Annotated in this window: 12 protein-coding genes; 9 read left to right on the forward strand and 3 right to left on the reverse strand. The window is 71.5% G+C overall.

Annotated features, from left to right (window positions below):
* Window positions 1-21: 21 nt before the first annotated feature.
* From OG883_RS13430 to OG883_RS13440, 3 genes are read left to right on the forward strand one after another with little or no spacing between them, the layout of a single operon-like run.
* Entirely contained in the window at window positions 22-1,797 is a 1,776-nt protein-coding gene (locus tag OG883_RS13430) for an IucA/IucC family protein (RefSeq protein WP_266541506.1), read from the forward strand.
* Window positions 1,798-1,803: 6 nt separating this feature from the next.
* Window positions 1,804-3,594, forward strand: coding sequence for an IucA/IucC family siderophore biosynthesis protein (locus OG883_RS13435; protein WP_266539614.1), 1,791 nt, complete (start codon window positions 1,804-1,806; stop codon window positions 3,592-3,594).
* On the forward strand, window positions 3,591-4,919 hold the full coding sequence (locus OG883_RS13440; protein WP_266539617.1) for a type III PLP-dependent enzyme: 1,329 nt from the start codon (window positions 3,591-3,593) through the stop codon (window positions 4,917-4,919). The genes OG883_RS13435 and OG883_RS13440 overlap by 4 nt, the downstream gene beginning before the upstream one ends.
* Window positions 4,920-5,032: 113 nt before the next feature.
* On the opposite strand, the gene OG883_RS13445 is transcribed toward OG883_RS13440, so the two are convergent.
* On the reverse strand, window positions 5,033-5,638 hold the full coding sequence (locus tag OG883_RS13445; protein ID WP_266539620.1) for a DUF1772 domain-containing protein: 606 nt from the start codon (window positions 5,636-5,638) through the stop codon (window positions 5,033-5,035).
* A complete protein-coding gene (locus OG883_RS13450) occupies window positions 5,635-6,489 on the reverse strand; it encodes an NAD(P)H-binding protein (RefSeq protein ID WP_266539623.1) in 855 nt (284 codons plus the stop codon). Before OG883_RS13450 ends, OG883_RS13445 begins: the two co-directional genes overlap by 4 nt.
* A 205-nt stretch (window positions 6,490-6,694) precedes the next feature.
* Between OG883_RS13450 and OG883_RS13455 the strand changes: the two genes are divergently transcribed.
* From OG883_RS13455 to OG883_RS13475, 5 genes are all read left to right on the forward strand, one after another.
* On the forward strand, window positions 6,695-7,603 hold the full coding sequence (locus OG883_RS13455) for a LysR family transcriptional regulator (protein ID WP_266539626.1): 909 nt from the start codon (window positions 6,695-6,697) through the stop codon (window positions 7,601-7,603).
* Window positions 7,604-7,719: 116 nt separating this feature from the next.
* Entirely contained in the window at window positions 7,720-7,995 is a 276-nt protein-coding gene (locus tag OG883_RS13460) for a hypothetical protein (protein ID WP_266539629.1), read from the forward strand.
* Between the two features lie 35 nt (window positions 7,996-8,030).
* Window positions 8,031-8,381: a VOC family protein gene (locus OG883_RS13465; RefSeq protein ID WP_266539632.1), complete on the forward strand. Its 351-nt coding sequence runs from the start codon at window positions 8,031-8,033 to the stop codon at window positions 8,379-8,381.
* A gap of 304 nt (window positions 8,382-8,685) precedes the next feature.
* Window positions 8,686-9,651 (forward strand): pirin family protein, encoded by a 966-nt coding sequence (locus tag OG883_RS13470; RefSeq protein WP_266539633.1) that lies wholly within the window; start codon window positions 8,686-8,688, stop codon window positions 9,649-9,651.
* Between the two features lie 649 nt (window positions 9,652-10,300).
* Entirely contained in the window at window positions 10,301-11,149 is an 849-nt protein-coding gene (locus OG883_RS13475; RefSeq protein WP_266539634.1) for a universal stress protein, read from the forward strand.
* Between the two features lie 66 nt (window positions 11,150-11,215).
* Here OG883_RS13475 and OG883_RS13480 read toward each other — a convergent pair whose 3' ends face one another.
* Window positions 11,216-11,515 carry a hypothetical protein gene (locus OG883_RS13480; protein WP_266539635.1) on the reverse strand — a complete coding sequence of 100 codons (300 nt, stop codon included), beginning with the start codon at window positions 11,513-11,515 and terminating at the stop codon, window positions 11,216-11,218.
* A gap of 402 nt (window positions 11,516-11,917) precedes the next feature.
* Here OG883_RS13480 and OG883_RS13485 point away from each other — a divergent pair, with 402 nt between their 5' ends.
* On the forward strand, window positions 11,918-12,982 hold the full coding sequence (locus tag OG883_RS13485; protein ID WP_266539636.1) for an alcohol dehydrogenase catalytic domain-containing protein: 1,065 nt from the start codon (window positions 11,918-11,920) through the stop codon (window positions 12,980-12,982).
* Window positions 12,983-12,986: the final 4 nt, after the last annotated feature.

Here is a 12,986-nt window from a genome sequence, read left to right on the forward strand (position 1 = left end):
GCGGTGACGAAGGCGGGGGCGGTGACGGGGACGAAGGCGACGGAGGCCTCCGCGGCCGAGGCGGAGCTGCTGCAGCGCGTGCTCGGCGCGCTGCTGCGCGAGGACGTCGTGGGCCTGCGCACCCGCGGCACCGTCCTCGAGCGGCCGGACGGAGCCTGGCTGCGCCTGGCAACCGATGACGGGGACGCGCTGCTGCTGCCGGTCCACGAGGACGGATTCCAGTGCGAGAGATCCGCCCGGCTGCCCCTGCTGAGACGGGAGTCCGACGGGACGGAGCTGACCACCGCCGACGGCATTCTGACTGTGCTCGGCGCCCTCGCCGACCCCGTGGACCGCCGCGGCTTCGACGCGTTCGCCGAGGAGTGCCGGCAGACGCTGGAGACCCTGCGCCTGCACGCCGACACGCAGGACGAGGTCACCACAGCGCTCGCCGACCGGCACGGCGCCGATCCCGCACAGTGGACCGGCCTCGCCGCAGGTCTGGCCCACGACACCCTTGCCGCCCGCCTCGACCACCCCGTCTACCCGACAGGACGCGGCCGCTCCGGGCTCACAAAGCACCAACTGCGCACGTACGCACCGGAGTTCCATCCCCGCTTCGCTCTGCGCTGGCTCGCCCTGCCCATCGAAGAGGTCACCTCGCAGGGCGGGGACCCTGCGGCGGACCCGGCCTGGCCGTGGCCCGCGCCGACGGCGCTCGGACTGCCGGAACTCGACGGCAGCCACCTCGCCCTCCCCGTCCACCCACTGACCGTGGGCGAACCGCTGCGGGACGCGCTGCGCGCCACCGGACTCGACAGCCGGGCCGTCCTGGCCGAGAGACCGTACCTGGAGGCCGTACCGACCCTGTCGATGCGGACCGTCGCCCTCGCCGCGCACCCCCGCATCCATCTCAAACTGCCCCTGGCCACCTCCACCCTGGGCCTGCTCAACCGGCGCACCATCAAGCCCGGCACGCTCGTCGACGGTGCTGCCGGCCAGCGCCTGCTGCAGACCGTGATCGCCCGCGAGCACCGCTTCCGCGACAGCATCCTCCACGCCGACGAGACGCGGTTCGCCCATGCCGGCCATGAACTCCTCGCCGTACTGGTGCGCCGCAACCCCGCCGGTCTGGACGACGCCGTCGTCGTACCGATGGCGGCCCTGCTGAGCCGGGCACCCGGTGGCCGACTGCTGATCGACCACCTCGCCGACCGCTTCTACGGCGGCGATCCGCTCGCCCTCCTCGATGCCGCTCTCACTCTGCTCTTCGACTGGCAGACCATGCTCTTCGGCTACGGGATAGCCCTGGAGTCCCACCAGCAGAACATCTCTCTGGTCCTGGAGGAGGACGGGGGCCGCCCCCGCATCCGGCTGCTGCTCAAGGACAACGACGGCCCGCGCATCAACACCGTCCGGATGCGCGAGACTCTCGGCGCCGACGCGCCGGACCCGGCGGCGTTCGACGACGTACGGATCTTCGGTGACAGCGACGGGCCCGTCGTCGATCTGTTCACCACCATCACCGTCCACCTGTGCGCGGGAGCGTACGCCTTCGGGCTCGCCCGGCACGGCCGCGCCCCGCTCCACCGGCTGCTCGGACTCGTCCGCGAACGGCTCGGAGAGGCCGTGGCACGGCTCGGGACGCGGCCGGGACAGCCCGGCGCCGTACTGCGCGAGCACGTCCTGGACGCGGCGCACCTGCCCGTCAAGGCGATGGTGACCGCCGGTACCCTGTTCACCAAGGACCGCTCGGGTGCGTCCGACATCAACAAGCACTACACCACCGGTCCCAACTACCTGTTGCGCGGAGTGTGACCGGCGATGTCCCCAGCCCATTCCTCTGCTCGTTCGTCCGCCCAGTCCTCCCCTCCCACCGGGCTGCCCACCGCCGACCAGGCCGTGGCCCACACCCTCCTCAACTGTCTGCTCCGCGAGGTGTCGGGCCCCGAGCACCAGACCGCCGTCATCGACGACCACCTGCTGCTGCGTCTGCCGCTGCGCGGGGTGCTGCTCCGGGTCGCCCTGCGCCGTACGTCCCTCCTGGGAGCGCACCGCTTCACCGGCCCGGTCACCGAACAGACCGACGGCGGCTGGTCCGAGCTGGACTGGCTCCGCCTCGCCGAGTACACGCATGCAGAGCTCTCGCTCCGTACGGGGTCGCGCAACGACGAATTCCTGGACCAGATCGTCTCGAGCCATCAGGGAGTCTCCTCCGCGCTGGCCGCGCCCCGTCCGGCCGTTGAGGCGCCGCATGCCGGAGTCGGGTCCCCTGACTGGCTCGTCACCTATCTCGCATCCGAGCAGTCCCTCGTGCTCGGCCACCGCTTCCACCCCACCCCCAAGGCACGCAGCGGCGATCGGGCCTCCTGGTCCGCCTATGCCCCGGAAGCCGCCGCCTCCTTCCCGCTGCGCCTGCTCGCCGTCCGCGACCACCTGATCGCGCAGGAGTCCGCCGAGCCCGGTGCCACCGACCCGCTGGACCGACTGGACCCGCTGGACCGGCGGGCGGTCCCCGACGGCTACCGGCTGCTGCCCGCACACCCGTGGCAGTACGGACTGCTGCACGAACACCCGGCACTGCGGTCGGCGCTCGACCGGGGCGACATACTCGACCTGGGCCTGGGCCGCAGGCGCTTCACCGCCACCGCGTCCGTACGCACCGTCTACGACGGCGACACGTTTCTGAAGTTCAGCCTCAACGTCCGTATCACCAACTGCCTGCGCAAGAACGCCAGTTACGAGCTCGCCGGTGCGGTGGCCCTCACCCGTCTGCTCGGTCCGGCCCTCACCGACCTGACTGCCCGTTTCCCGGGCAGTGGCATGCTCCGCGAACCCGCCTACCGCAGCCTCGCACTCCCCGGCCCGGACGGCCGGCCCGACCTCGCGCTCCTCGAAGGCTTCGGGGTGATCGTCCGTGAAGGGCTCACCGGCCACCTCGTCCCCGGCGCCACCCCGCTCCTCGCCGCGGCCGTCGCCGACGAGTACGCCACGGGTCCCGGCCATATCTCCCGCCTGCTGGCCGATACGGATCAGGGAACAGCGCTGGAGTGGTGGCAGACGTACCTCACGCTGCTCATCCCGCCCGTCCTGGCCGCCTACTTCGACCACGGGCTGGTCCTCGAACCCCATCTGCAGAACGTCCTCGTCTGTGTCGACGCCGACGGCAGGCCCGCCCAGGTCCTCTTCCGCGATCTGGAAGGCACCAAGCTGATTCCCGAGCACCACGCCCTCACCCTGGCCGCGCTGCCGGAGGAGGTCGCAGGCCCGATGACGTACGACGCACAGCGTGGCTGGGACCGCGTCGTCTACTGCCTGCTGGTGAACCATGTCGCCGAAATGCTCGCCGCCCTCGCCGATCTGCACCCGCAGACCGAGCCCGCCCTGTGGTCGCAGGTCCGCCGCACACTCCAGGACTATGCCGACGAGCACGGCTGCCCGCCCCGCCTGAACGCCCTGCTGGCAGGCGCGCCACTGCCCGCCAAGGCCAATCTGCTGACCCGCTGGGAGCGCACTGCCGACCGCGAGGCGGGCTATGTCCGCGTGCCCTCTCCGCTCGCCGAGGACGTGCTGTCCGGAGCGATCCGCACCGATGACGTCTGGAACGCCCGATGACGGTCTCCACGAACCCTGTTGCCCCCACCACCCCTGTTGCCCCCACCACCCCTGTCGTCCCGGCCCCCCTTGCTGTCCCCACCGCGCCGGTGCGCGAGCACGCCCTGTCGCTCACCGCCGAGAATCTGCCCGCGTACCTGTACGACCTCGGCGCACTGCGCGCGCACGCCGCGTCCGTACGATCGGCGCTTCCCGAGCGCGTCGAGCTCTACTACGCCGCCAAGGCCAACCCGGAACCGGAGATTCTCGCCACGCTCGCCCCGTACGTGGACGGCTACGAGGTCTCGTCCGGCGGCGAACTCGCCCATGTCGCCAAGGCCGTGCCGGGCCGTCCACTGGCCTTCGGCGGCCCCGGCAAAACCCCGGCCGAGACAGCAGCGGCCCTGGAACTGGGTGTGGAACGCTTCCATGTCGAGAGCGTCTCCGAACTCCATATGCTGGCGAACCTCGCCGCCCGCCTGGCACCCGACGCACACATCGCGGTCCTGCTCCGCTTCAACCTTCCCTTGGCGGACGGTTCGTTGGAGGCCAGCGCCCTGTCCATGGGCGGCCGCCCGACCCCGTTCGGACTGGACCCGTCCCAGGCGGACACCGCGGTCCGCATCCTCACCGACGGCACCCACCCGCAACTGGAGCTGCGCGGCATCCACGCCCACCTGGCCAGCGGCCTTCAGGCCCCCGAACAGCTCGCGGTCGCCGAGTCCGTGGTGGCCTGGGCCGCGAGCCTGGCCGCCCGCCACGGCATCTCCCTCCCCGAGGTGAATGTCGGCGGCGGCATGACGGTCGACTACACGGACCCGGAAGCCCGGTTCGACTGGCCGGCCTACGGCGCGGGCCTCGCCCGCCTCACCGCCGCCCACCCGGACCTGCTCCTCCGTATCGAACCGGGCCGCGCCCTGACCGCGTACTGCGGCTGGTACGCCACCGAGGTGCTCGATGTGAAGCACAGCCACGGCGAGGAGTTCGCGGTCGTCCGCGGTGGCACCCACCACCTGCGCACCCCCGCGACGAAGGGCCACGACCAGCCCTGCGCGCTGCTCCCCGTGGACACCTGGCCCCACCCCTGGCCGCGGTCCATGGCCAGGCAGGACCTGGTCACCCTGACCGGCCAGCTGTGCACACCGAAGGACGTCCTCGCCCGCCGGGTCCCGGCGGCGGGGCTGAGGGCGGGAGACCGTGTGGTGTTCGCGCTGGCCGGGGCGTACGCGTGGAACATCTCTCACCACGACTTCCTGATGCACCCCCGGCCGGGCTTCCACTTTCTCGACTCCTCCCTGCCGGCCGGGCCGTTCAATGGTGATCAGCAGCCGTCGAACGAGGACTAGAAGTGTCCTGAAGATCTTGAAGTCGCGCCTGGCTTGCCCACATTCATGGCGATTGACATTTACCGGCAATCCGGGGTGAGTCGGGCGGTCAGAGCAAGATCTTCATCGGTCTTCTAGTGGCGCTGGGCTTCCCGCGGGGGAGGGGCGGTGAGTGAGCTGCCGGCCTGGTATGCCGTCCCCGCGGGGGCTTGGCGGACTGCGTCGCCGCCCGGGCGATCCTGCGGCTGGTGTGTGCCGTGGACGATCAGTGCCCAGGTCAGGCAGGCGAACGCCGCGGTGTGGAGGAGAGCGCGGACGACGTTCCAGGTGACCCACTTGGCCTCGAACTGGGCCCGGACCACGCCTAGTTCATTGATCCGGTCGGGGTCGCCGGCCTGGGCGAGCTGGTCGTTGAGTGGGACGTTGACGCCGCTGGTGACCGCGAGGGCCACCACGTACAGGACCAGCGCGGCGATCAGCCACGGCAGTGCGGGGCGGCTGTGGCCCCGCCAGGCCAGGACCACGGCGAGGCCGACGAGCGGGATCGCGCCCATGAAGGGGAGCATGAACACCGGGTTGAGGATGGCCTTGTTGATGCCCTGCATGGCGTCGACGAGCGTGTGGTCGGAGGAGCGGGCGAGGCCGGGCATGACCGCGTAGGCGAAGGCCGCGAACAGGCCGGCCATCAACCCGGTGGAGAGGGTGGCGGCGAGCAGCGTGGCGGTCTGCAGGTGTCTCATTCCGCGCTCCCGGGGGCGGTGGCGGCGGCCGTCCAGACGCCGGTGGCGGCCGTCTCGTGGGCGTAGGCGGTGAAGTCCCGGGCCGGGCGGCCGAGGACCTGCTGGACGCCGTCGCCCAGGTAGGCGTTCCGGCCGTCGAGGACCGTGGTGAAGAGGTAGGTGATCAGGCCGGTGACCTCGTCCGGGACACCCTCGGCGGCCAGCGCGGCGGCGTAGGCGTCGGCCGGCACGGAGACGAAGGGGATGGTCCGGCCGGTCGCGTCGGCGATGGCGGAGACGGCGTCGGCGAAGGTGAGCAGGCGCGGTCCGGTGACGTCGTACGTCCGGCCGGTGTGCCCCTGCCCGGTGAGGACGGCCGCGGCGACCTCGGCGATGTCGCCTGCGTCCACGAAGGGCTCGCCCACCTCGAAGGCGGGCAGCGCCACCTCACCGGCCCGCACGGGCTCCAGCAGGTAGTCCTCGCTGAAGTTCTGGGCGAACCAACTGGCCCGCAGCACCGTCCAGTCCGCCCCCGAGGCGGCCACGGCCTTCTCGCAGTCCTCCGCCTCCGGCTCGCCGCGGCCGGAGAGCAGCACCAGGCGCCGCGCGCCCGACGCCACGGCCGTCTCGGCGAAGGCGCCGATCTCCTCCGGCGCTCCGGGAGCGGCCAGATCCGGGTAGTACGAGATGTACACCGCGCTCACCCCCGCCAGCGCGGGCGCCCAGGTCGCCCGGTCCGTCCAGTCGAACGGCACGCCGCCCGACCGGGAGCCGATCCGTACCGGCAGATCGCGTCCGGTCAGCAGCCGTGCGACGCGGCTGCCGGTCTTGCCGGTGCCGCCCAGGACGAGGGTCAGGTCATCACGGGTCATGGTGGTTGTCCTCCGCGTTCTCGGTGGTGGCGGCCGTGTCGTCCGGCCACATCCCTATCGTCGGGTGGCGGGGGATCGGCAACAACGAGCAAGCGTGCAAGGATCGTTGACCTACAGGTTCACGAACAGAGCCGGCGGCCGGACGGGTGGACACGGGCCCGGCGGACAGCGAACCGCGGACACCGGCCCGACGGACGAGGTGGTCATGGAACGGCGTGACATCGAGATCTTCCTGACCCTCGCCGAGGAACTGCACTTCGGCCGCAGCGCCGAGCGGCTGCACGTCTCCGTCGCCATGGTCAGCAAGGCGGTCAAGAAGCTGGAGCGCGCCGTCGGGGCCCCGCTGTTCGACCGCACCAGCCGCCGGGTGACCCTGACGCCCATCGGACAGCGCCTCGACGACGACATACGCCCCGCCCACCAGCAGATCCTCGAAGGCTTCGCGCGGGCGGTCGCCGCGGGCTCGGGACTCGACGGCGAGCTGCGCGTCGGTTTCCTCGGCACCGCGGTCGCCCAGTTCGTCCTGCAGGTCGCCGAGGCGTTCCAGGCCACCCACCCGGCCTGCCGGGTCGAGCTCATCGAGAGCCGTTACGCCGACGGCACCGCACTCCTGCACGGCGACACGGTCGACGTCCTGCTGATCGCCGCACCGGGCTTCGATCCCGACCTCGTCGAGAGCCCCGTGCTCTTCCGCGAGCCCCCGGTCCTCGCGGTCTCCGCCCGCCACCCCTTCGCCCGCCGCGCCTCCGTCTGCCTGGAGGACCTCGCCCGCGACAAGGTGCTGCGCCCGCGCGGCATCCCCGCCGAGATCGACGCCCTCTCCGTGCCCAGCCACACCCCCGCCGGCCGGCCCATCGAGCGCGGTACGGACTTCGCGACCGTCCAGGAGATGTTCGCCCTGGTGGGCGCGGGCCGCGGCATCTTCCCCGTCCCCACCCACGCGGCCCGCTACGACGCGCGGCCCGACGTGGTCTACGTCCCCCTCAGCGACGGCCTCCCCTACGCATGGCGCCTGATCTGGCGGGCCGCCGCCGAGACCAGCCGGACCCGCGCCTTCTGCCTGGCCGCCCGCGTGTTCGTCGAGGCCCACGGGAACCCGCTCTTGGCCGCGTGACGGACGGGCGGCCGTGAGGGTCCAGGCGTACGGGGGCCGAGTAGGAACGGACCAGGAAACCGGTGTTGCTGTCAGAAGTTTTGACAGGCCGTGATTCGGGCCGTCAGGGTGTGCGGGTGAGCGATGACCCGACGATCGGTTTCCTGAAGGCGGATGTGGCGCGGTTCTGCGCCGGTCTGGATGAGGTGGCTCCCGCGATCCGGTTGCGGCTGGTCGTCCAGTTGCGGCAGGCGTTGGGAGAGGTGACGGACGCGGCGCTGGACGGCGGGATGGCCGCGGCGAAGGCGGAGGGCTGGGGGCTGCGGCAGATCGGTGCTCAGGCGGGTCTGTCGCACGAGAAGGTCCGCTACCGGCTCGCCCGGGTGTCGGACGAGCCGCCTGGGCCTGCCTAAGTACTACAGATCTAGCGATGTGGTACTAGTTGCCGATGTCCGTGCGTCGCGTCGTGCCCGACATCCGGTCCGAGGCCATGGAGGAGAGCCGGGACTTCTACGGACTCATCGGGCTGGAGGAGGTCATGAACCACGGCTGGGTCATGACGCTCGCCTCCCGGTCCAACCCCACCGCGCAGGTCACCCTCAACACCCATGACGCGACCGCGTCGGTGGAGCCCGACATGAGCATCGAGGTGGACGACGTCGACGGGGTGTACGCGGCCATGCTCGAGCGGGGCGCGGAGATCGTGCACGCGCTGCGGGACGAGGAGTGGGGCGTACGCCGGTTCTTCGTACGCGACCCCAACGGCCGGGTGGTCAACGTCGTCACCCATCGCACATGACACCCGCGCGCTTCTCCCGGTGACAGGGACCGGCCGCCGGGACCGGCCGCCGGGCGTGGGCGTGTCCGCGGCCGCATGCCCCTTGCGCCCGGCGTTCGGACTGCTGCGGAGCAGGCGTGAGAGGTGGGCCGGACTCAGCAACTGCCGCAACTGCCCCTGCGCAGCCCCCTCGTGGAGGCTCTCGGCGCCGGGTTCACCTGGCCGGTCGGGCCGCCTGCCGGTCAGGACCTATGGTTGCCCATTCAACTAATGTCTCGGCGTGGGGGCTGACGGCTCATGCCCGTACAGGAATAGGTTGAGCGGCATGAGCAATCTGGATCGTCAGGCCGCCCTCTCCGTCTGCGGCGGTCGTGGCTTCGTTGTCGCCGAGCCCGTCCGCGAACTCCTCAGCCCCCGCAGGGTCCAGCTCGGCGAGTCCACCGAAGTCCGCCGACTGCTGCCCAACCTCGGCCGCCGGATGGTGGGAGCCTGGGCCTTCGTCGATCACTACGGTCCCGACGACATCGCCGACGAGCCCGGCATGCAGGTCCCGCCCCACCCGCACATGGGTCTCCAGACCGTCAGCTGGCTCCACGAGGGCGAGGTACTGCACCGCGACAGCACCGGCAGCCTGGCCACCGTCCGCCCGCGCGAACTCGGTCTGATGACCTCCGGCCGGGCGATCAGCCACTCCGAGGAGAGCCCCACGTCGCACGCGCGGTTTCTGCACGGGGCCCAGCTCTGGATCGCGCTCCCGAACACCGAGCGGAACGTCGAGCCGCACTTCCAGCACCACACCGGCCTGCCGACCGTCACCGCGCCGGGCCTGACGGCGACCGTCATCCTCGGCGCACTCGACGGCGCGGCCTCGCCCGGCACGACGTACTCCCCGCTCGTCGGCGCCGACCTGGCACTCGCCGGGGGCACCACGACGAGCCTGCCGGTCGACCCCGACTTCGAGTACGCCGTGCTCTCCATGTCCGGCGAGGCCCATGTCGACGGCGTGCCCGTACTGCCCGGCTCGATGCTCTACCTCGGCTGCGGCCGCACCGAACTCCCGCTGCGCGCCGAATCCGACGCCGGTCTGATGCTCCTGGGCGGCGAGCCGTTCGAGGAAGAGATCGTCATGTGGTGGAACTTCATCGGACGTTCCCACGAGGAGATCGAGGCAGCGAGGACGGACTGGATGTCCGGCTCACGCTTCGGGGAGGTGAAGGGCTACGACGGTGGCCCGCTGTCGGCCCCCGAGCTTCCGCCAGTGGCGTTGAAACCGCGCGGACGAGTGCGCTGACCTGGTGTTTGTCGGTCCGTTATGCGTGTCGGTCCAGTTCTGGGGAGGTGAGGGTCCCACGCCGCCTGCCTCAGTGCGGCCGGCGTCGACGGTGCGCACCGGCATCCGGCGGCTCACCCGCCGGGCCGTACGCGAGAACGCGCGCGGGTTGCCGAACGACGTGCGTGCACCGGCCGGGTGGCGGGCTCGTCGGCGGTCATCTCGGCTCCCTCGTCCCCCCATTGACGCTGTCAGCATCCGCCGGGCCGAGCCCGCGCCCCAGGGGCCGCCAGGGCAAGGACGGGGCCGACCGGCCCTGATGGCGAAGGCCTCGGTGAGCACGTCGTGCGGCTGCGCGGCGGACGGAATCCGGACCGGCTCGGCATGGGCCGAATGTCCCCGGCCGGGGCCGGTTCGCCCCTCCCCGGCCGCCCGCTGCCGTGGAAGCGTCCGAAGCGACGCTCCAGAGCGGGGGGTGTCCGGAAGGCGGTGACCCCGTGGACAGGCCGTTGTGCGTAGGAGCAGACGGCTCGGAGCCGAGCCCGCAATGCGGCCCGGTCCACCACGCCGCGCTGCACCACGCGGCCTGCCCGGTGGCCGTCGTTCCGCACGACTGACCGCAGCCGCGGCCCGGCTCACGCCGTTACTCCGCCGCACAGGGAGACTCACCATGGAACGCCACATCACCGCAGGCATCGACGGATCGAGCGAGAGCCTCGACGCCGCCGACTGGGCGGCCCGGGAAGCCCTCAGCCGCGGCCTTCCGCTCCACCTGGCCCACGCCGTCGACGAACCCGCGTCGCGAACCCGCCTCCCGGAACTCGACACCCCCGCCGAGCGCGAGCGCACGGCCCTGGACCGCGCCGCGCTGCGGCTGTCCTACGGCCACCCGACGCTGAGGATCCGTTCCAGCCGCGTCCCGGGCCCGCCGGTCCCAGCGCTGCTGGCCGCCGCGGAGTCCGCCGAGACCCTGGTACTCGGCTCGCGCGGCTACACCGGCTTCGCCGCCTTCATGGTCGGCTCCGTCGCCTTGGCGGTCACGGCCGGTGCTTCACGACCGGTCGTGCTCGTACGCGCGGGGGAGCGGCCCGCGGACGAACACGAGGACTCGACGTCCAGTCCTTACCTCCCGGTCGTCCTCGGCCTCGACCTGGAGCATGCGTGCGACGAGGTACTGGAGTACGCCTTCGACGCCGCGGCCGTCCGCCATGCGCCTCTCCACGTCGTGCACACCTGGATGGTGCCGCTGATGCCGTCGGCATCAGCCGACGACCCCGCGGAGGAGAAGGCCCGCGCTCTGTCCGCGACGCTGGCCCCGTGGCGCCACAAGTACCCCGAAATCCCGGTGCGGGAGCAGCTGTTCCACGGCCGGGCAGGTCACCATCTGCTGATGGCCTCCACCAAGGCGAGCCTGATGGTCATCGGCCGCCGCACCACACCGGGCGGGCATCTGGGGGTCACCACGCACTCGGTGGTCCACCATGTGCTGTGTCCGTTGGCGGTGGTACCGCATGCCTGATGGACGCAGTCGCCAACCCCGGCCGTGTGCCGCCGGGACCGGCCTCAGGAAGCGCCGGGACCGGTCTCAGGATGCACAGCCTCTGAGGACGCCGACGCTGCGGTGCTCGCCGGTGGACCGGTCGGTCACGTCGCATGTCACGCCGACCACGCCCTCGACCGCATGCGCGAGGCGGGCCGCCACCGGAATGAGTGCGCTGTCCCGGACGGCCGCCGCCGAGCGCGACCACTCCCTGAAATCCTTGGCACTCACCGAACCGGCCTTCGCCGTGTCGCGGAGCCGCTGCATCTGCTCGGTCGTCCCCGGACCGTCTTCGTGGAACTCCTCCTTGTGCAGCAGATCCGCCTCGGAGACCACCCCGACCACGCCTCGGAGACCACCCCGACCACATGGCACTCGCCTTCCGGGACCGGAACGGCCGTGACTTTCCACTGCCTCATGACGGCGACGATCTCCTTGAACTGAGCGTCGGGCGCGACAGCCACGAGGGTCGTGGTCACGACGCCGTGCACGGTGTACGGGCTGCCGGCCATGACGGGATCCTCATCCGACGTGGGCCGGAGCGGTATCTCAGCCTCAGCGTGGGACGGCCGTCGCGCTGCCGGACAGTGCCGACCGGGTGCCGCGGCGGCCGCACCGGCTCCCGTCGCGCACGGGCCGACAAGTCCCGCCGTGGGACCGCCCGGCCCAAGCGCCGCCGCCCTGCCCCGGGACACGCTGGAGGTGACCACCGGCAACCCAGGAAGCCCCAGGAGGAAGGACGACGTCATGAAGGCATTCGTCTTCGAGGGTCCGGGACAGACATCCTGGCGGGACGTACCGGATCCAGGTATCAAGGACGCCGCGGACGCGGTCATCCGCGTCGATGCGGTCACCATCTGCGGCACCGATCTGCACATCATCAAGGGAGACGTGCCCGAGGTGACCTCGGGAAGGATTTTGGGGCACGAGGCAGTCGGCGAGGTCATGGAAGTCGGGAGCGACGTCCGCTCCGTACGCCCCGGCGACCGAGTCCTGGTGTCCTGCATAGCGTCCTGCGGACGCTGCCGCTTCTGCCGGGAGAACCGGTACGGGCAGTGCCGGGGCGGCGGTGGCTGGGTGCTGGGCCATCTGATCGACGGCACCCAGGCCGAGTACGTCCGTGTGCCGTTCGCCGACCTGTCCGTACATCTGCTGCCCAGCGCCGTGGACAGCTACGACGCGGTGCTGCTTGCCGATATCTTCCCCACCGCCTACGAAGTGGGCGTACTCAACGGCCACGTGTGTCCCGGCGACACTGTCGTGGTGGTGGGCGTAGGTCCGATCGGGCTCGCCACGATCGCGACCGCCGAGCTGTACACGCCCGGGCGGGTCATCGCGGTCGACCTGGCCGACTCGCGGCTGGCCGCCGCCCGCGCCATGGGTGCCGACGCGACGGTCAACGCGGCCGAAGGCCCCGAGAAGCTGGTCGAAGACCTCACCGAGGGCCTCGGTGCCGACGTGGTGGTCGAAGCCGTCGGCGTGCCGGAGGCGTTCGAGATGTGCACCCGCATGGTGCGCCCGGGAGGACACGTCGCCAATGTCGGCGTTCACGGCAAACCCGCGGCCCTCCACCTCGAAGACCTGTGGATCAAGGATGTGACCATCACGACGGGCCTGGTCGACACGTACTCCACCCCGCTGTTGCTGCGCATGATGGCGGCCGACAGGCTGCCCGCCATCGCGCTCGTGACGCACCGCTTCGAGCTGGAGCAGATGGAGGAGGCGTACGACGTCTTCTCCCGTGCCGCCGACACCGGCGCGCTCAAGGTGGTGCTCGGAGAGGCCCAGCACACCACTGTGGTGCGCGCGTAGCGCC

It is taken from the genome of Streptomyces sp. NBC_01142, assembly GCF_026341125.1.
Taxonomy (GTDB): domain Bacteria; phylum Actinomycetota; class Actinomycetes; order Streptomycetales; family Streptomycetaceae; genus Streptomyces.